18 protein-coding genes and 1 pseudogene are annotated in these 19,394 nt (G+C 67.0%); 14 read left to right on the forward strand and 5 right to left on the reverse strand.

The annotated features are described in order from the left end of the window. Positions 1–253 precede the first annotated feature (253 nt). The 9 genes and pseudogenes from rimP to LH400_RS25800 all read left to right on the forward strand — a co-directional run bounded on the left by rimP (position 254) and on the right by LH400_RS25800 (position 10,523). Positions 254–883: a ribosome maturation factor RimP gene (gene rimP, locus LH400_RS25765; RefSeq protein ID WP_229156318.1), complete on the forward strand. Its 630-nt coding sequence runs from the start codon at positions 254–256 to the stop codon at positions 881–883. Between the two features lie 117 nt (positions 884–1,000). After that, on the forward strand, positions 1,001–2,623 hold the full coding sequence (gene nusA / locus LH400_RS25770) for a transcription termination factor NusA (RefSeq protein ID WP_229156319.1): 1,623 nt from the start codon (positions 1,001–1,003) through the stop codon (positions 2,621–2,623). Between the two features lie 29 nt (positions 2,624–2,652). Next, positions 2,653–3,354, forward strand: coding sequence for an RNA-binding protein (locus LH400_RS25775; RefSeq protein WP_255618252.1), 702 nt, complete (start codon positions 2,653–2,655; stop codon positions 3,352–3,354). Positions 3,355–3,462: 108 nt separating this feature from the next. Next, positions 3,463–3,609: pseudogene (locus LH400_RS26480) on the forward strand (translation initiation factor IF-2 associated domain-containing protein); the annotation flags it as partial. Positions 3,610–4,095: 486 nt separating this feature from the next. Then, complete coding sequence (gene infB, locus LH400_RS25780; RefSeq protein WP_370638496.1) at positions 4,096–6,717, forward strand: translation initiation factor IF-2; 2,622 nt, start codon at positions 4,096–4,098, stop codon at positions 6,715–6,717. Positions 6,718–6,920: 203 nt separating this feature from the next. Then, the gene (rbfA, locus tag LH400_RS25785; protein ID WP_229156321.1) at positions 6,921–7,364 is read left to right on the forward strand and encodes a 30S ribosome-binding factor RbfA; all 444 of its coding nucleotides are present in this window, start codon (positions 6,921–6,923) and stop codon (positions 7,362–7,364) included. Then, positions 7,364–8,350, forward strand: a complete 987-nt coding sequence (gene truB, locus LH400_RS25790; RefSeq protein WP_229156322.1) for a tRNA pseudouridine(55) synthase TruB — start codon at positions 7,364–7,366, stop codon at positions 8,348–8,350. The genes rbfA and truB overlap by 1 nt, the downstream gene beginning before the upstream one ends. A gap of 143 nt (positions 8,351–8,493) precedes the next feature. Next, complete coding sequence (gene corA, locus LH400_RS25795; protein ID WP_229156323.1) at positions 8,494–9,588, forward strand: magnesium/cobalt transporter CorA; 1,095 nt, start codon at positions 8,494–8,496, stop codon at positions 9,586–9,588. Continuing rightward, complete coding sequence (locus LH400_RS25800) at positions 9,585–10,523, forward strand: alpha/beta hydrolase (RefSeq protein ID WP_229156324.1); 939 nt, start codon at positions 9,585–9,587, stop codon at positions 10,521–10,523. Before corA ends, LH400_RS25800 begins: the two co-directional genes overlap by 4 nt. A 6-nt stretch (positions 10,524–10,529) precedes the next feature. Here LH400_RS25800 and betA read toward each other — a convergent pair whose 3' ends face one another. Together betA and betI are read right to left on the reverse strand one after the other, a co-directional pair. Beyond that, entirely contained in the window at positions 10,530–12,224 is a 1,695-nt protein-coding gene (gene betA / locus LH400_RS25805) for a choline dehydrogenase (RefSeq protein WP_229156325.1), read from the reverse strand. Then, positions 12,221–12,826 carry a choline-binding transcriptional repressor BetI gene (gene betI / locus LH400_RS25810; RefSeq protein ID WP_229156326.1) on the reverse strand — a complete coding sequence of 202 codons (606 nt, stop codon included), beginning with the start codon at positions 12,824–12,826 and terminating at the stop codon, positions 12,221–12,223. Before betI ends, betA begins: the two co-directional genes overlap by 4 nt. Positions 12,827–13,258: 432 nt before the next feature. On the opposite strand from betI, the gene LH400_RS25815 reads away from it, so the two are divergent. The 5 genes from LH400_RS25815 (at position 13,259) to LH400_RS25835 (ending at position 18,205) form a co-directional block, all read left to right on the forward strand. Continuing rightward, complete coding sequence (locus LH400_RS25815; protein ID WP_229156327.1) at positions 13,259–14,737, forward strand: TadE/TadG family type IV pilus assembly protein; 1,479 nt, start codon at positions 13,259–13,261, stop codon at positions 14,735–14,737. Positions 14,738–14,869: 132 nt separating this feature from the next. Beyond that, complete coding sequence (locus tag LH400_RS25820) at positions 14,870–16,213, forward strand: ATP-binding protein (RefSeq protein WP_229156328.1); 1,344 nt, start codon at positions 14,870–14,872, stop codon at positions 16,211–16,213. Next, positions 16,173–17,147: a tetratricopeptide repeat protein gene (locus tag LH400_RS25825; protein ID WP_229156329.1), complete on the forward strand. Its 975-nt coding sequence runs from the start codon at positions 16,173–16,175 to the stop codon at positions 17,145–17,147. Before LH400_RS25820 ends, LH400_RS25825 begins: the two co-directional genes overlap by 41 nt. A 205-nt stretch (positions 17,148–17,352) precedes the next feature. After that, positions 17,353–17,892: a DUF309 domain-containing protein gene (locus tag LH400_RS25830; RefSeq protein WP_229156330.1), complete on the forward strand. Its 540-nt coding sequence runs from the start codon at positions 17,353–17,355 to the stop codon at positions 17,890–17,892. A gap of 100 nt (positions 17,893–17,992) precedes the next feature. Next, complete coding sequence (locus tag LH400_RS25835) at positions 17,993–18,205, forward strand: cold-shock protein (protein WP_083590111.1); 213 nt, start codon at positions 17,993–17,995, stop codon at positions 18,203–18,205. 62 nt (positions 18,206–18,267) lie between these two features. Here LH400_RS25835 and LH400_RS25840 read toward each other — a convergent pair whose 3' ends face one another. From LH400_RS25840 to LH400_RS25850, 3 genes are all read right to left on the reverse strand, one after another. Then, positions 18,268–18,450, reverse strand: a complete 183-nt coding sequence (locus LH400_RS25840; RefSeq protein WP_229156331.1) for a hypothetical protein — start codon at positions 18,448–18,450, stop codon at positions 18,268–18,270. Next, complete coding sequence (locus LH400_RS25845) at positions 18,447–18,710, reverse strand: GNAT family protein (RefSeq protein ID WP_229156332.1); 264 nt, start codon at positions 18,708–18,710, stop codon at positions 18,447–18,449. Before LH400_RS25845 ends, LH400_RS25840 begins: the two co-directional genes overlap by 4 nt. A gap of 112 nt (positions 18,711–18,822) precedes the next feature. Next, positions 18,823–19,005 (reverse strand): hypothetical protein, encoded by a 183-nt coding sequence (locus tag LH400_RS25850; RefSeq protein ID WP_229156333.1) that lies wholly within the window; start codon positions 19,003–19,005, stop codon positions 18,823–18,825. Positions 19,006–19,394 lie beyond the last annotated feature (389 nt).

Genomic DNA, 19,394 nt, shown 5'->3' on the forward strand with positions numbered 1-19,394 from the left:
CGCGGCGAATTCGGCGCGTCTTCCGCCTCCGTGCGGCTTATCGGAGCGTCGACGGCGCGATCGCATTCGATCCGATGCGCGGCTTGAAGAGTCTCGGCCAGGGGTGTATATGACAGCGAAATTCTCGCGATGGCATCGAGAGAGTGGGTCCTGCCGGTCCCGCTCTTTTTTGTTACTGGGGCCTCGCCGATCGGATCAGCCGTCCGGCCGTCGACCCCGCGCCGCTTGCGGGATCCTGGAGAACCGGCCATCGATGGCCGAACCACGAGATTTCTGGAGCACCGTGTCGGACCGAAACGATCGTATCGTCAAGGAACAGGGCCTGGAGGGCAAGGTCGCCGCTATCGTCGAGCCGGCGATCGAGCAGCTCGGCTATCGGCTGGTGCGGGTACGCACGTCCGGCCTGAACGGCTTCACGCTGCAGATCATGGCCGAGCGGCCGGACGGAACGATGTCGGTCGAGGACTGCGAGGCGGTCTCGCGGGGCATTTCGCCGGTGCTCGACGTCGCCGATCCGATCGATAAGGCCTATCACCTCGAGATCTCCTCGCCGGGGATCGATCGGCCGCTGGTGCGCCGGAGCGACTTCGAAACCTGGGCCGGCTTCCTGATGAAGCTCGAGACGTCCAGGCTGATCGACGAGCGCAAGCGCTATCGGGGCCGCATCGTCGACGTGACCGACGCGGGAATCCGCGTCGAGCGCGATCAGGTCGCCTATGGCGAGCCGAGCGCCGTGGAGATTCCCTTCGATGCGATCGGCGAGGCACGCCTGATCCTGACCGACGACCTGATCCAGGCCGCACTGAAGGCGGACAAGGCGGCGCGCAAGGCGCGCGGCGAGACGATCGAGGACGACGAGGCGGCCGGACCCGCCGGCCACTGAGGCTGAAGACGGAGGAAGCGCGCGACCGCCTGTGGCGGGACTGCGGCGCGAACGCAAAAATGTGATGGGGCCGCCGCCAAGGAAAGATGCTGGCGGCCTGAAATCAGGAGAAAGACAATGGCAGTCAGTGCGAACAGGCTGGAGCTTCTGCAGATCGCGGATGCCGTCGCGCGCGAAAAGTCGATCGATCGCGAGATCGTCATCGGCGCCATGGCCGACGCCATTCAGAAGGCGGCGCGCAGCCGCTATGGCCAGGAGACCAACATCCGGGTCGACATCAACCAGAAGACCGGCGAGATGAAGCTGCAGCGGCTGCTCGAAGTGGTCGAGGATGTCGAGAACCCGAACACCCAGATCTATCTGGAACTCGCCCGCGACAAGAATCCCGACGCAGAGCCCGGCGACTTCATCGCCGAGCAGCTGCCGCCGATGGATTTCGGCCGTATCGCCGCCCAGTCCGCCAAGCAGGTCATCGTGCAGAAGGTCCGCGAGGCCGAGCGCGACCGCCAGTATGACGAGTTCAAGGACCGCGTCGGCGAGATCGTCAACGGTACCGTCAAGCGCGTCGAATACGGCAACGTCATCGTCGACCTCGGCCGCGGCGAGGGCATCATCCGGCGCGACGAGCAGATCCCGCGCGAGGCGTTTCGCTACGGCGATCGCGTGCGCGCCTTCGTCTACGACGTCAGGCGCGAACAGCGCGGCCCGCAGATCTTCCTGTCGCGCACCCATCCGCAGTTCATGGCGAAGCTCTTCACCATGGAAGTGCCGGAGATCTACGACGGCATCATCACCATCAAGGCGGTTGCCCGCGATCCCGGGTCGAGGGCCAAGATTGCCGTGGTCTCCTCCGATTCCTCGGTCGATCCGGTCGGCGCCTGCGTCGGCATGCGCGGCTCGCGCGTGCAGGCGGTCGTCGGCGAGTTGCAGGGCGAGAAGATCGACATCATTCCCTGGTCGCCGGACGCTGCGGCCTTCCTCGTCAATGCGCTGCAGCCGGCGGAAGTCGCCAAGGTCGTGCTCGACGAGGACGCCGAGCGTATTGAAGTCGTCGTCCCCGATGACCAATTGTCGCTTGCGATCGGTCGGCGCGGCCAGAACGTGCGTCTCGCCTCGCAGCTGACCGGCTGGGATATCGACATTCTCACCGAGCAGGAGGAATCGGAGCGCCGGCAGAAGGAATTCGTCGAGCGTTCGGAAACCTTCATGGAAGCGCTGAACGTCGACGAGATGGTTGGCCAGCTGCTCGCCTCCGAGGGCTTCACGTCGGTGGAGGAAGTGGCCTATGTCGATCAGGACGAGGTGGCCTCGATCGAGGGCTTCGACGACGACACGGCCTCGGAGATCCAGGAGCGGGCCCGCGAATATCTCGATCGGATCGAGGCCGAGCACGAGGCCAAGCGCGTGGAACTCGGCGTTGCCGACGAGCTCAAGGAGATCGCCGGCCTGACGACGCCGATGCTGGTCGCGCTCGGCGAGGACGGCATCAAGAGCCTCGACGACTTCGCCGGCTGTGCCGCCGACGACCTCGTGGGCTGGACCGAGCGCAAGGACGGAGAAACCAAGCGGTTTGCCGGCGCGCTCTCGAATTTCGACGTCTCGCGTACGGATGCCGAGCAGATGATCATCGCCGCGCGTCTGAAGGCGGGCTGGATCACGGAGGCCGATCTCGCCGGTCCTGAAGAAATCGGCGAGGACGAAGATCAGGACGCGGCGGCGGAAGCCGAGGCGGCGGTCTGAGGGACAGGCCCATCGAACGGACGGCCGGGATGACGGGCGAGGAGACGGGCGAAGCGCTGCGGGTGGATCCCGGCGAGGCAGGCGGCAAGGACGACGGGGAAAGCCGGTTGAACGAGCGCACCTGCATCGTCACGCGTACGACCCAGTCGGCGGAGGATCTCCTGAGATTCGTCCGCAGCCCCGACGGCGACGTCGTGCCCGATTTGCGCCGCCGGCTTCCGGGCCGGGGCGCGCACGTCGCCTTCGACCGCCGGGCGGTGGATGAGGCGGCGCGGCGCAAGCTGTTCGCGCGGGCCTTCCGCGCGGAGACGAAGGTGCCGGCGGATCTCGGCGAGCGCGTCGATGCGCTGCTGGTGAAGTTGGCCTGCGGGTCGCTGGGCTTTGCCAAGAAGGCGGGGCAACTGGTGACCGGCGCCGAGAAGGTGTCGACCGCCGTGCGCTCCGGCCGTGCGGTTCTGGTGGTTCATGCGGTGGATGCCGCGCCGGATGGAATTCGCAAGCTCGATGCCGCGCGGCTTGCCGCTGCGGCAGGGATTGTAGAGAAGATGGTGCCGGCACTCCGCCTTATCCAATCCGACGAATTGGGTTTGGCGTTGGGTGGGGTGAATGTGATACATGCAGCCATCCTTGCCGGTGATGCAGGCTCGGCTGCTCGAAAGCGCTTGGAAGCGCTGGCGAAATACCGGGGCTTATGCCCCGATATGGCCGATGGCGACGCCCTTTTGGGGTGAACCGACGGCCGGACTGAGACTGTAATCGACACGGGAGCGCCTTCCGAGCGACGCTCCAGGCAAGATGAAGGGTGCGGGATCGATCCCGCGCAGGAAGCGGAAGCGTAGATGAGCGATACCAAGTCCGGCGACGACAAGACGCTGAGCGTGAGCACGAAGAAGACCCTGACCTTGAAGCGTGGCGGCGTCGAGCAGTCCACGGTTCGGCAGAACTTCAGCCACGGGCGCACGAAGAATGTCGTGGTCGAGACCAAGAAGCGGCGGATCCACAAGCCCGACGAGCCGGCAGCCCCGGCGGTCGCGGCGGGTCTGAAGCCGCGCCCGGCGCAGGCTCAGCCGCAGCAGCCGCAGCAGCCGGCCTCGTCCGCTGCGCCGGCGAAGCCGCATGTCGCGCCGCCGATGCCGCCGCAGACGAGCGGTGGTCGCCCCCCTCAGATCCAGATCGGTCCGAAGCCGGGACAGCAGTCCGCGGCAGCGACTGCGCCCGAGCCTCGGGACGGGACGGCGCCGGAAGCACAGGCCGCGACGCCGCAGCCGGAGGCCAAGGCGCCGGAAGCCGCGCCGGCTCCCGAGGCTCCTGCCGCCGCGCCGGCTCCGCAGCCGGCCGCCGAGGCACCGGAAGCGCCTGCCGCCCAGGCGCCGGTCGAAGCGCCTGCTGCCGCCGAACCCGTAGCGGCGAAGCCGCAGGCCGAAGCTCCGGCCGCTGCCGCCCAGCCGACGCCGCCGGAGGCGCGCCAGACTGTGGCCCCCCGGGCCGAGGCTCGTGTCGACCGTGCGCCGACGCCCACGCAGGCCGCCGGCAACCGCCCGGCCCAGACCGGACGCACCGATTCGGGCCCGCAGAATCGCGGCCGTCCCGGCGGTCCCGGGCAGTCGTCCGGGCGCCCGGGCGGTAATCAGGGTCAGCAGGCGGGACGCCAGGGCCAATCCGGCAACCGTCCCGGCGGCCGCGACGATCGTCGCGGTCCGCAGCAGACCGGCAACAACAATGCCGGCGGACGCCAGCCCCGCGGCGCGGTTCTGAGCGATCTGTCTTCCCGTGAGATGGACGCGCGCCGCCGCGCGCTCGAGATCGCCAAGCAGCGCGAGGTCGAGGCCCGGCGGCTCTTCCAGGAGGAAGAAGCCCGCCGGATCGCGGACGACGAACGCCGTCGTGCAGAGCGCGAGGAATCCGAGCGTCGTCAGGCCGAGGAGCAGGCGCGTCTCGAGGCCGAGCAGGCCGCCAAGCGCAAGGCCGAGGCGGACGCGGAGCGTCGTGCCAAGACGGCGCCCGGGCAGAAGGCTGTTCCGGCCGCTCCCGCATCGCCGGCCGATGCCGAGGCCGCAGCGGCCAAGGCGCCCCGGGTCGATTCCCGCCGCCGCGGTGTCGACGACGAGGAGAGCGGTCGCGCCCGTCCGGGCAGCCCGCGCCGTCCCAGCAAGGCGACGCCGGAGGCCGCCAAGCCGGCCCGTCCGGATCGCGACGACGGACGTCGCCGCGGCAAGCTGACGCTCGACAAGGCCTTGTCGGGCGACGAGGGCGCGCGCGGTCGCTCGCTCTCCTCGATCCGCCGCCGGCAGGAAAAATTCAAGCGCTCGCAGCAGAACCAGCCGCGAGAGAAGATTGCACGCGAAGTGATTATTCCAGAGACGATCAGCATCCAGGAACTTGCCAACCGCATGTCGGAGCGTTCCGTCGACGTCATCAAGTACCTGATGCAGCAGGGCCAGATGATGAAGCCGGGCGACATCATCGAGCCTGATCTCGCCGAGCTCATCGCGGCGGAATTCGGCCATACTGTGCGCCGTGTCGCGGAATCCGACGTCGAGGAAGGCATCTTCAACGTCCAGGACAAGGCGGAGAACCTGGTTTCGCGACCGCCGGTCGTGACCATCATGGGCCATGTCGACCACGGCAAGACCTCGCTGCTCGACGCGATCCGCAAGACCCACGTCGTCTCCGGCGAGGCCGGCGGCATCACGCAGCATATCGGCGCCTATCAGGTCGAGCAGGACGGGCAGAAGATCTCGTTCATCGACACGCCGGGCCATGCCGCCTTCACGGCGATGCGAGCGAGAGGCGCGCAGGCGACCGACATTGCGATCCTCGTGGTCGCCGCCGACGACAGCGTCATGCCGCAGACGATCGAGTCCATCAATCACGCCAAGGCGGCAGGTGTCCCGATCATCGTGGCGATCAACAAGATCGACAAGCCGGGCGCCGACGCTAACAAGGTCCGCAGCGCGCTCCTGCAGCACGAGGTGTTCGTCGAATCCATGGGCGGCGAAGTCCTCGACGTCGAGGTCTCGGCGCTGAAGGGAACGGGTCTCGACAAGCTGCTCGAGGCGATCCTGCTGCAGTCCGAGGTCCTCGACCTCAAGGCCGATCCGGCGCGGACCGCGGAAGGCGTCGTCATCGAGGCGCAGCTCGACAAGGGCCGCGGCCCGGTCGCGACCGTCCTCGTCCAGACCGGCACCTTGAAGATCGGCGACATCGTCGTCGCCGGCGACGAGTGGGGCCGGGTGCGTGCGCTGGTCAACGACAAGGGCGCGCAGCTGAAGGAGGCCCCGCCGTCGATGCCGGTCGAAGTGCTCGGCATGCAGGGAACCCCGCATGCCGGCGACCGCTTCGCCGTCGTCGAGAACGAGGCCAAGGCCCGCGAGATCTCCGAGTACCGCCAGCGTGTCGCCCGCGAGAAGCAGGTGGCGAAGTCTGCCGGCCAGCGCGGCTCGCTCGAGCAGATGATGTCGCAGCTGCAGGATACCGGGCTGAAGCAGTTCCCGCTCCTGATCAAGGGCGACGTGCAGGGCTCGATCGAGGCGATCGACGGGGCGCTGGACGCGCTCGGCACCGACGAGGTGCGTGCCAACATCGTCCATTCGGGCGCCGGCGCGATCACCGAGTCCGACGTTTCGCTCGCCGCGGCGTCCAACGCCGCGATCATCGGCTTCAACGTCCGCGCCAACAAGCAGGCACGCGACGCGGCCGAGCGCGAGGGCATCGAGATCCGCTACTACAACATCATCTACGACCTCGTGGATGACGTGAAGGACGCGATGTCGGGCCTGCTCTCGCCGGAGCGCCGCGAGACCTTCCTCGGCAATGCCGAGATCCGCGAGGTCTTCAACATCACCAAGGTCGGCAAGGTCGCCGGCTGCCTGGTCACCGAGGGCGAGGTCGAGCGCGGCGCGGGCGTGCGCCTCATCCGCGACAACGTCGTCATCCACGAAGGTACGCTCAAGACGCTCAAGCGCTTCAAGGACGAAGTGCAGAAGGTGGTCAGCGGCCAGGAATGCGGCATGGCCTTCGAGCGCTACGAGGACATCCGCCAGGGCGACGTCATCGAGTGCTTCCGCGTCGAACACGTGGCGCGCACGCTCTAAGACACGAGGCGGCGGACCGATCCGGTCGGCCGCCTCTCGCACGGCGTCATCTGTTGCGGCGATGGAGCCTGCCGGTCGGCGGGCCCCGAGGCGCCGGATGGTCGGCACCGGGCTCCCGCGCCGTCAGGGACGGTCGGCGCCCGATATGTGACCGGATGCGGCCGGAGCGTCCGCACGTCACCAGCGGATAGGATCCGAAAATCATGGCCAAACACGCGAAGGGTCCTTCGCAGCGAATGCTGTCGGTGGGCGAGAAGGTCCGTCACGCGTTGACGGAGATCTTCCAGCGCGGCGAGATCACCGATCCGCTGCTCGAAAAGGCGGTCGTCTCGGTCTCGGAAGTGCGCATGTCGCCCGACCTGAAGATCGCGACGGCCTATGTCACCGTGCTCGGCCAGGACGAGACGGAGCCTTTCGTCAAGGCGCTGAACCAGAACGCCCGCTTCATCCGCGGTCGGCTGACGCCGGCTTTGCGGCAGATGAAATACATGCCGGAGGTTCGGTTCCGAACCGACACCTCCTTCGACAATTTCGCGCGGATCGACGCGCTCCTGAAGTCGCCCGAGGTCCAGCGCGATCTCGATAGCGACGGCGAGCAGGACGCGGCGCCGAAGGCGACACCGGAACGAGACGGAGACGACGACTGATGGCGCGGCGCGGCAAGAAGCCGAAGGGGCGGCCGATCAACGGCTGGATCATCCTGGACAAGCCGAGGGGCATGGGCTCGACCGATGCGGTCGGCCGGCTGAAATGGCTCTACTTCGCGCAGAAGGCCGGCCATGCCGGCACGCTCGATCCGCTCGCCTCCGGCATGCTGCCGATCGCGCTCGGCGATGCCACGAAGACCGTTCCTTTCGTCATGGACGGGCGCAAGACCTATCGCTTCGCCGTGCGCTGGGGCGCCGAGACGACGACCGACGATCTGGAAGGGCCGGTGGTGCGCTCGTCCGACGCCCGGCCGGGAGAAGACGAGATCCGGGCGCTCATCCCGGACTATCTCGGCGAGATCAGCCAGGTGCCGCCCACCTTCTCGGCGATCAAGATCGCCGGCGAGCGCGCCTATGACCTTGCCCGCGAGGGCGAGACGGTCGAGATCGCCGCGCGCACCGTCACCGTCCACCGGCTGGAGATCGTCGACATGCCGGACGCCGACACGACGGTCTTCGAGGCCGAATGCGGCAAGGGCACCTATGTCCGCTCGATCGCCCGCGACATGGGGCGCGAGCTCGGCTGCTACGGCCATGTCGCCGACCTCCGGCGGATCGCGGTCGGCGCCTTCGGCGAGGACGATCTCGTACCGCTGGACGAACTGGAGGCCGCCGCCGAAGAGGGTCTGGAGCAGCTGGACGCCGAGGCGATCGAGGCCGGCGCGCGGCCGCGCGTCGTCGACTTCCGCCCGCTCGACGAGTACATCGTCAGCCCGGAGGCGGCGCTCGCCGACCTCTACGAGGTGACGCTGACCGACGAGCAGGCGGGCCGGGTCCTGTCGGGCAACGAGGTCCTCTTGCGGGGCCGCGACGCGCCGGTATTCTGCGACGAGGCCTATGCCACCGGCCATGGCCGGCTGATCGCGCTCGGCGCGATCGAGCAGGGCTCGTTCAAGCCCAAGCGCGTCTTCGGCGGCCGGGGCTGAGACGCGCGCCGCGCTTCCCCCTTGCGACCTCAAGTCTCAATCCTTGCCCGCCGGTCTTCCGAAACCGGCCTTGCGCCTTATGACCCCTTAGGCGTTCCCGTCACGGGAGCGCGGGACGAGGAAAGCGAGAGGCGCAAGCGGTAATGGCGAGACTCCCGGGGCTCACACGGAAGCGGTCGAAGCGCCGGGACAAGGTCAAGCGCTCGGCCATCGGCGCCCCGCCCGGGCAATTGGTGGCCGATCCCGACGCCTCCGTGACGCGTCTCACCGCCTTCGGAATCGGCGACGGGGAGACGAAGCGGCTCGAGGGCTGCACGCTCGACGAGGCGCTCGCGCTCCGCGGATCCTGCCAGAAGCTCTGGCTCGACTGCACCGGCCTTGCCGACATCTCGCTGATCCGCCGGCTTGGCGACGCCTTCGGCCTTCACCCGCTGGCGCTGGAAGACGTCGTCAACACCGACCAGCGGCCGAAATGCGAGGTTTTCGCAGACCTAGCCTTCGTGGTCATGCGCATGCTCAATCCCGACGGGGATTCCGAGCAGATCTCGCTGTTCTTCGGCGAAGGCTTCGTCCTCACCTTCCAGGAGCGGCCGGGCGACAGCTTCGAACCGGTGCGCGCGCGCATCGCCAAGGGCGCGCCGCGCATTCTCGCCGGCCAGGCCGACTACCTCGCCTATGCGCTGATCGACGCCGTCGTCGACGGCTATTTTCCCGTCGTCGACGCCCAGACCGGCCGGCTGGAGGCGCTGGAGGACGAGATCTTCGACGATGTCGACGCCGTCCAGGTGCCCGAGCTCCATGCCATGCGCCGCGACATGCTGCAGCTGAAGCGCTGGCTGCGCCCGACGCGCGACGCGCTCGGCGTCATCCTGCGGATCGACCGGCCGTTCCTGCGCGAGGAGACCAAGACCTTCTTCGCCGATATCCAGGACCATGCCGACCAGCTGATCGATCTCAACGAGACCGACCGGGACACCGCCTCGGGCCTGATCGATCTTCACATGACGCTGTCGGCTGCCCGCACCAACGAGGTGATCAACCTCCTGACGATCATCTCGACGATCTTCATTCCCCTCGGCTTCCTCGCCGGGCTCTGGGGGATGAACTTCAATCCCGAGATCTCGGAGTGGAACATGCCGCTGACACAGTCCCCCTATGGCTATCCGGTCGCGCTCGCCGTCATGACCGGGATTGCTCTTGGTTTGCTGGCTTACTTCAAACGAAAGCGTTGGATATGACGATGCTCGACCCGCAGGCGAAGGCCGTTCTTGACGAACTGGCGAGGCGGCAATCCGCCCAGCCGGAACCGCGGGACGATGGCGACGCGCTGGCCAATGCGCGGGCGATGACCGGCGGCCTCGCCGACTTCTCCGGCGCGCCGGAGGATGTCGCGGCCGTCGAGGACATCGCCGTCGACAGTCCGGCCGGACCGATCCCGGTGCGGCTCTACCGACCCGCCGGGGAAGGCAGGCTGCCGCTTCTCATCTGGTATCATGGCGGCGGCGGCATGGCCGGCTCGCTTCAAAGCCACGACGCCGCCCTGCGCTCGCTGGCGAATTCGACCGCTCGGGCGATCGCTGCGGTCGACTATCGCCTGGCGCCGGACCATTCGTTCCCCGCACCGCACGAGGACTGTTTCGCGGCAACGCGCGCTTTGGCGGCGCAAGCGGAGGCGCTCGGCTGCGATCCCGGCCGCATCGCGATCGGCGGCGATTCGATCGGTGGCCTGTTCGCCCTGGTCGTCGCGCTGGAGCTGCGCGATGCCGGCGAGACGCTCCCCGAGGCGCTGGTCGTCCTTTATCCCAACAGCGATTTTCGTCCGGACCGGGACTGGCCGTCGCTGACCGAGGAGAGCGGCCATGTCATGACGGTCGAATCCCTCGCCTATGAGAACGATCTCTATGTTCCCGACCGCGCCGACCGCTATGCGCCCGAGGCCTCGCCCTTCCTCGCGCCCGATCTCTCCCGCCTGCCGAGAACGCTTTTCGTCACCTGCGAGCGCGACCCGCTGCGCGACGAAGGCGAGGCCTTCGCCACGAGACTGGCCGAGGCCGGTGTTTCCCTGATTCGCCAACGCGAGCCCGGCATGATCCACGGCTTTCTGCAGATGGGCGGCTGGATCGGAGCGACGGCCGGTCTGCGAGATCGGATCGCGGCCTTTCTCGACGCGTAGCCACGCCTACCGCTGCTTCTCGCGCCAGTTCGGGTTGATCCAGGGGGTCAGCTCCGTCTCGGGCGCCAGCATTCCCTTGCCGAGAATGTGGTCGGCGGCCTTCTCGCCGACCATGATCGAGGGGCCGTTGAGATTGCCGTTGGTGATCCGCGGGAAGATCGAGGAATCGGCGAGGCGCAGGTTTTCGGTGCCGATTACCCGGCATTCCGGATCGACCACCGCCTCGCCGTCGTCGACCGCGCCGAGGCGGGCCGTGCCGCAGGGGTGATAGGCGCTTTCGGCATGATGGGCGACGAAGCGGTCGAGATCTTCGTCGGTGGTGGCGTCGGCGCCCGGCTGGATCTCCGGCCCGCGATAGGGATCGAAGGCTTGCTGGGCGTAGATCTCGCGGGTGAGGCGGATCGCGGCGCGGAATTCCCGCCAATCGTCCTCATGCGACATGTAGTTGAAGCGGATCGCGGGCGCTTCCGCCGGGTCGGCGCTCTTCAGGCGCACAGTGCCGCGCGACTTGGACCGCATCGGTCCGACATGGGCCTGGAAGCCGTGGCCGGGCGCGGCGGACTTGCCGTCGTAGCGGATCGCGCCAGGCAGGAAATGGTACTGGATATCGGGATATTCGATGCCGGCCGCCGAGCGGATGAAGGCAGCTGCCTCGAAATGATTGGTGGCGCCGTAGCCGGTGTGCATCAGCATCCATTCGAGCCCGACCCGGCCCTTGGAGAAGAGGCCGAGATAGCCGTTGAGGGTGATCGGCTGCAGGCAGGTCTGCTGGATGTAGAGTTCGAGATGGTCCTGCAGGTTCTGCCCGACCCCCGGCCGCGGCACGCGTGTCCGGATGCCGACGCGGGAGAGTTCGGCGGGATCGCCGATGCCCGAATGCATGAGGAGGACCGGCGAGTTGATCGAGCCGGCGGCGAGGACCACTTCCTTGCGCGCCTTGATGAGCCCCGTCTGCCGCCGTCCGCGCCGCACCGTGACGCCGATGGCGCGGGCCGGATTGTCGCTCGCAAAGGCGACGGACAGCGCCTCCGCCTGTAATAGGCGGCAGTTGCCCCGCGCCATTGCGGGCCTCAGATAGGCGTTGGCGGCGGACCAGCGCCGACCCTGCCAGATCGTCTGCTGCATCGGGCCGAAGCCTTCCTGGCGCTCGGCATTGTAGTCCTCGGTCACCGGATAGCCGGCCTGCCGCCCGGCCTCGACGAAGGTCTCGTAGAGCGGGTTTTCCATGTCGCCGTTCTTGACGTTGAGCGGACCGGCGGTGCCGCGCCAGGCCGGGTCGACGCCGCGGCCGGCGCCGCCATGGAAATTCTCCATGCGCTTGAAATAGGGGAGGACGTCGGCATAGGCCCAGCCGGCTGCGCCCATCGTCTCCCAATGCGCATAGTCGAGCGCATGGCCGCGCACATAGACCATGCCGTTGATCGAAGAGGACCCGCCGATGACGCGGCCGCGCGGGGTGACGAGCCGCCGTCCGGCGAGCGTCTTCTCGGCCTCCGCGACATAGCCCCAGTCGTAGCGCTTCATGTTCATCGGAAAGGACAGCGCGCCCGGCATCTGGATGAACGGCCCGGCGTCGGTGCCGCCGGCCTCGATCACCAGGACCTCGTTCGCGCCGTTGTTCGAGAGGCGATAGGCGAGGGCGGATCCGGCCGAGCCGGAGCCGACGATCACATAGTCGGCTTCGTCGATGGTTCGCGTCATGATCCGATCTCCGCTTCGATATACCGTTCGATCATGGCGGCCGCGGCCTTGGGGTCCGGCCGGGTGAGCGGGGTCAGCGCCTGGCGCAGCCAGACCCCGTCGATCATCGCGCCGGCGGCGGCAGCGATCCGGGCGGCGGCGGGCATGCCGGCGAGCGGCGTCAGGGCCGAGACGAGATTGGTCTCGAGCCGCCGGAAGTAGATCCTGAGGAGCCGCGCCGCCTCGCCCGAGCGCCGCGCATAGGCGTAGAAGACCAGCCAGGCCGCGATCGTCTCGCGCGTGAACTGGCTGTCGTCGAAACAGCCGGCGACGATTGCGCTCACCCGCTCGCGCGGGGTCCGTGCCGCGGCGAGCCGCCGCGTCACATTGGCTCGGAAATTGCGCAGGAGATGGCGCATCGCGGCGATCAGGAGATCGTCCTTGGTCCCGAAATAATGATGGATGAGCGCTGGCGAGACGGCGGCCCGCGCGGCGATCTCGGCCATGGTGACCTCGAGGGTCCCGGCCTCCTCGATGGCCGAGACCGCGGCGGCGATGAGGGTCTCGCGGCGCGCCGTCTCGACCGTGCTGCGCCCCGCCCTGCGGGTAAAGAGTGACGACATGCCGTGCAGCATAACGTCGTTGACTGGCCAGTCAATCAACCAGTGAGGCACGCCGGTCGGCCATGGCGGCGTTTCGTTACGGCACCGGGTCTTCGGCAAGAGCGCAAGGATGCAGCGCAGCATCCCGCGGCGGCCGCCTCTCGTTTGCCAGTTCAGCGGAATGCGCGGGCTGGGCAGCCTGCGCCGGCTGCCGCAGCGTCTGAACGATGAGCGCCGCGGCGGAGCCGAGAGGGCGCTCGGGAGCGCGGCCCAGGCGGAGTGACCGGCAGGCGGGCGCGATATCGGCACCGATCCTTCCTCGCAGAAGGTGTTGCGCGCGAGTTTACCGAATTTTCCGATCGATTCTTAAGGCTTCCATGAAACGATCCCGGGCATTTCCTGTCTGCCTTGAGGATCGAAACAGCCATGGCGCCGATGCGAAGGATTGGGATGATGGCGAAGTCGGCTCTCGGCGCGGCTCTCGGCCGCTTCCTCGGGGATCGGCGGGGCAATTTCGGGGTGATCGCGGCGCTCGTGGCGGTGCCGCTGATTCTCGGCATGGGCGGAGCGGTCGACTATTCCAACGCCTTGCGCAAACGCATGTCCGTGCAAACGGCGGCGGACGCGGCGGCGCTTGCGGCGGCGAAATATACCGGCAACGACGAGACCGAGCGCGTCCGTCAGGCCGACATGCTGTTCAACGCCAATCTCGAGAGCGATGTGACGATCATTTCGAAACAGCTCAAGATCAACGGCAAGAGCTACATCTACGACGTCAAGTTCTCGTCTCCCACCGCCTTCCTGGGGCTGATGGCCGTCAACGATCTGACCATGTCGGTCGAGGCCGTGTCGGCGCATTCCGACATTCCGCTCGACATCGTTCTCGTCCTGGATTCGACCGGTTCGATGGCGAGCTCCGGCAAGATGACGCAGATGCAGGCGGCGGTGAAGCTCTTCCTCGGCAATTTCGACGCCTCGTCCGGCGTGACCAACGTCCAGGTCGCGATGGTGCCCTTCGACACCGAGGTCCGCGTCAACAACCTCAACATGACGATGGTGACGGCGCCCACCGTCACCTGCAGCTTCATGTCGTCTCCGGACACGTCCTACTGCAGCTCGACGGCGGACGGATTCCGCATCGGCACGCAGGGCGTCTACTATGCCGGCTACAACAATTCATCGCGCAAATGGATCAAATATTTATATGAAACCACGGAGACGACGGACGCCAGGCTGGTAGTCTCGCGCGACACCTACAGCTGTGCGTATTCGAGCTACTCGAGCTGCTCGGTCTCGACCGCGACCGTCTACAACCGCGTCTACACCAACATCAAGGTGACGGGGAACTGGTCCGGCTGCGTGTTCGACAGGCTGCAGCCCTACGATACGCAGAACGATGCCCCGTCGGTGAGCGTCACCGCGACGCTCTACCCGCGGGCCGCCAACTGCAATTCCAGTTCCTCGCTGCAGCCGGTGCAGGGCCTGACGACGGATCTCACCGCCATCCAGACGGCCGTGCAGAAGCTCACGCCCTCGGGCAACACCAACATCGCCATCGGCGTGCAGTGGGGCATGGAGGCGCTGACCACCTCCTACCCGCTGACGGGCGCGAATACCGATGCCCGCAGGCATGCGATCATGATCGTCCTCACGGACGGCGACAATACGCAGGACCGCTGGTACGATTCCAGCCAGAGCGGCAAGATCGACGAACGCACGAAGCTCGCCTGCCAGAACGCCAAGGCGATGAAGAATCCAGACGGCACCCCGCTGGAGATGTATACGATCCGGCTGGTCGCGGGGAACGCATCGCTCCTGCAGGACTGCGCCACCGACGCCGGACACTATTATTCGGTGACCGCGGCGAGCCAGCTCACCAGCGTCTTTGCCGATATCGCCGAGCGGGTGAAGCGCATCCGGATCGTCAGCTGAGGTCCCGCCGGGGCCTGTCTGCCGCCCTCGTCCCGGCGGATTGATCGGCCGCAGAAGATTGTCCGTTGCCCTTGCGTCAATTGCGTGAAGAATGTCCCCGCGGGACATGTCAGGCGCAAGGATGCGGAAGTCATGAGCGATCTCGACGAACTCATCGAGGCGGCGGGGCAGCGACCGAGTGCCGGCCTCTTGCGGATCGTCATCGCCACGGCCGGCGCCGGAGGCCAGGGCGCCGAGATCGTGGGCTTCCTCGCAGGGCTGGCGCCGCAGAATTACGATCCGGACCTGCGCGAGACGGTCGCCCGCCTGCTTCTGGACGAGGATGCGGCCCAGGCCGCGCTCGCCTGGACCGGCGGCGAGGAGGGCGCGCTGGCGATCCTCAGGGCCCGGGCGCTTCTCCGCCTCGATCGCGTCGGTGAGGCACGGGAGGGCTATCAGGCGGCGCTCGCGCTTTTTCCGCAGCTTCGTGACGCTGCGCTGGACCAGAGCCTTGCTACTGCGCAGGCCGTCGCGGCGGCGCCTTGCGGCTCGGCATCCGGCAATGTCGTCGCGCTCGATCCGAGGCGCCGCGCCATCGAAATGGCCAGCGAGGAGCCGGCTTTCGATACAGGCCACGCCCGCGTCGACTTCCAAGGCATCGGCGGTCTCGACGACGTCAAGAACCAGATCCGCCGCCGCATCATCCTGCCCTTCGAACGGCGGGGGATCTTCGACCGGTTCAAGCGGCGTGCCGGCGGCGGCGTCCTCCTCTACGGCCCTCCCGGCTGCGGCAAGACGCTCTTGGCGCGGGCGACGGCCAGCGAATGCGGCGCGAGCTTCACCGCCGTCGAGATCACCGACGTCCTCGACAAATGGCTGGGCGAATCGGAAAAGCACGTGGCCGCGCTGTTTGCCGAGGCGCGCGCCCGCCGTCCCGCCGTCCTGTTCTTCGACGAGGTCGAGGCGCTCGCCTCGCGCCGCCGCTTTTCCGAGCACAGCTATCAGTCGTCCATGGTGTCGACATTCCTCAATCAGATGGACGGGTTCAAGGACGACAATGACGGGATCCTGGTGCTCGCTGCGACGAACACGCCCTGGGCGATCGATGCGGCCTTTCGCCGGCCCGGCCGCTTCGACCGATCGCTGTTCGTGCCGCCGCCGGACCGGGTGGCGCGCGAGGCGATCCTGTCGATCGCGCTCAAGGACCGGCCTGTGGCTTCCGCCCTTTCGCTCGCCGGCATTGCCGACAGGACCAGCGGCTTCTCCGGCGCCGACCTCGTCCATCTCGTCGAGACCGCCTGCGATCTTGCGATCGAGCGCTCGATCGCGGCGGACAGCGTCGCGCCGATCACCGGGGCCGATCTCCGGGAGGCGCTGAAGACGGTGAAGCCGACGACGGGCGAATGGCTGACCCAGGCCCGCAACTACGCAAAATTCGCCAATGAGGGCGGGTTCTATGACGATGTCGCCGCCTTTCTCGACAAACACGCTCGCTGACGATGCGCAGGCCGGCGCGCTCGAGGCCGGCATGCGGGCCGCCCGGGCCTTCGCCGAGGCGCGCAACTGGCGCCGTGCGCTCGCCGCGCTGGAACAGGTGCTGTCGTCGAACCCCGACCACGCGCCGGCCCATTACCTGATCGGCGCCTATCGCGATTGCCTCGGCGAGCACGAGCAGGCCGTGGAGGCCTGCCGTGAGGCCGTGCGGCTGGCACCCGCCGACAACGTCGCCCATCGCATGCTCGGCCTCGTTCTCTCGGGCCGCAGGCGCAGCCACCGCGCGGCACTGAAGCACATCGAGGAAGCGATCCGCCTCGCGCCGGAAGACGCCTGGAACCACTACACGATGGGTGGCCTGAGAGCCGCGATGTCGCAGCCGCGCAAGGCGCTCGCCTCCTTCGAGAAGGCGATTTCGCTGGCTCCGAACGATCCGCCGCTTCTCGCGCTGGCGGCCGAACACTGTTTCGGCCTCGGGCGGATCGAGACGGCCAACGCCTATGCCGGCCGGGCCTATCTGGCAGATCCCGGTCATCTGCGGGCGATCACCGCAGAGGCGAGAGCGCGGCTGACGCAGGGCCGCACCGCCGAGGCACTCGATCTCGCCCGCGCCGCGGCCGCGCTGGACGCGTCGGACCCCAAGGCGCTCTTAGTCCTCTTCGAGATCGAAGCCCGCCGCAGCCCGCTCTGCGCGGCGTGGACAAGGCTGCGGGAGTGGGCGGGGCAAAGCCGCCTTCGCGTCGCGTTGCTCGGGATCGTAACCCTATACGCCCTCTCCGCGCTGATCACCTTGTCGTTCGCGGCCGGCCGTTTCGGCCCCTTGGTCGTCGCCGGCGGATCGCTCGGCCTCGTCGCCCTGGTACTGGATCCGCAAAAGCGGGCGCGCTGGCGCGCGGCAGCCGCCCGTAAGAGGGTCCGCCTCAAGAGCAGCTTCTGACACGGCGGCTGGCCGATGGCTCGCGGGATGAGTATCCACTGATTTCACCGGGTGTCGAAAAGCTATGTCTGGCGGGACGAAATGGGCGGAGGCATCGCATCCGAGCCGCTGAGCGCTCGACGCAAGGGCACGCCGCTCTCGACGCTAAAAGCGCTGTCGTTCAGGATCACTCGTCTTCCCGATTGGCTGCGGTAGATTCGCGTGCATGATGCTCCGTTCAGGACCCCGCCCGCGACTTCTGCCCCATCGAGCGTTCCCGCCCTACGCCTATCTTCCCGGACGATTCCCGCATCCCCTGCGGCATCCAGAAGGCCACAGCTACGACGCGGAGCCGGCCGCGACGGTGCGTGTGGATGCCGCGCTAAGGTCAGAGGAGTATCGATGGGGCGTCGATCTCTTCAATTTCGGCTATTACTGGGAAGCTCATGAAGCGTGGGAAGGCCTGTGGCAGGCTTCTCGGGAGGCCCCCGAGCAGCGGACCTTCCTTCACGCGCTGATTCTCCTCTCTGCCGCTGGCGTTAAGCTGCGGGAGGGAAAGGAGGTGCCTGCCTTACGGCACGCCAGACGGGCCGCACGATTGCTCCGCGCGCTTGAACACCAGCGGGACTTCAAGGCTGCGGTCGGCATGCCGCCGGAAGAGCTCGCCGATTGCGCCGAAGCAGATGCTGCTGCGGGAGCCCGTCTTCACGCCTCGGTATCGCCGGTACCGAGTGCTGCGTTCGAATTCACGATCGTCCCGGATTAGACTGTGACCATCAAACCGACTTGCGTCCTTGCTGCTTGCCGTCAATGGTACTCGGAGCAGGCCACGACGGTCTGCTCGGAAGCTACAAATCGGAAAAGACATGGCCCAGACAGGCACAGTAAAATTCTTCAACGCGGACAAGGGATTCGGTTTCATCACTCCCGACAGCGGCGGCAGTGATATCTTCGTCCACGCTTCGGCTCTCGAAAGATCCGGCCTCAGGTCCCTGAACGACGGCGACAAGGTGTCTTTCGATACCGAGCCCGACAATCGCGGCAAGGGGCCGAAGGCAGTCAACATTCAGATGGCCTGAGCGCCAAGAGTGGACCGGGCTGCTTCATGTGGGGCGCCCGGTTCACCGTTCGAAGGTGAGATCTAGTTTTCTTCTCGGGTCTCGGCCGCCTTCGCCACCCGGGCGGCCTTCAGGCGCGCCGTCTTATCCACGTCCGCTTTCACCCGGGTGGCCTCCAGCTTTTGGGACTTGTTCGTCGTCTTGTCGTCTCGAAGCTGCTTGAAGTGGCTCTCGGCGCTCTTCCGGGCATCTGAGCCGTTGCTCATTCTTTCTCCTCCCTGATGGCGATCGTCTCGGCCGCTCGGTCGGGATCGGACGCTCTATCGTCTTCCTTCTTCGCGATCTTGGCGTCCAGTTTCGCGGCCTTCTTCGCGGCCTTGGCTTTGTCGCGTTCCTGACGCTCCATGTTGAAGTTCGGCTTTCTGGCCATTCTGTCTCCTGAGGTGTTGCGAACCCTGTTCTTCGGCAGGAACTGGCGAACCGGAGCCGGTTCAGCCAGCGGACCATTCAACGCTTGGAGCGCCACGCGTCCATTCGGACGCGCAAAGGACGCTCGAACGCGCATCGAATCGACGCATCGTGCTTTCCGAGATCGAGTCCGATTTCCGGGCCGATGCTGTCGCCGTTTGGATGGAGCGTCATCGTTGGGTTTTCAGATAGTCCTTCCCCGCGCGCGTCGGATACCACTTCGAGTCGCGACGTTCGATGAAGCCGAGCTTCGTAAGATCAGGAATCAAGCCGGTGTCCGGGTGGTCCGCAGGCTCGCGGACGAGCCTGGTCAGCAGCGACCGACTTTCGGCCGTCATGCGTGCCAAAGCCATATCAATATCCTTTCCGGGAGTGACCGCAGATCGCCCCGCCTTACCGCCGGTGCGACGGAAGCGGCTTACTTCAGTCTTCATTCTATCGCTGAGCGAGGCAGCGCTGGGTCGACCGATGCCTATCAGGGCAGGGCTGCTTGTCAATCGGCGCGGAATGTTCCACGCCGAAACACAGGCTGGATCGTCCGCCCCGGACCATGACAGAGGTGGTCCCGCGCCGGATCGCTCGTCGAAGGTGGATCCCCGACTTTCGGCTGCGCGCCGCCACCACGTTGGCGTACCATCGCAGGGTTGCCGGAGGGGATGGGATTGCGGTTCTCTTATGGACGATGCCTGCCCGACCTGAGACATAGGTGACACTTCGTACCGGAGACATGGGTAACACTTTT

The organism is Jiella soli (assembly GCF_020615385.1).
Lineage (GTDB): Bacteria > Pseudomonadota > Alphaproteobacteria > Rhizobiales > Rhizobiaceae > VKMB-3413.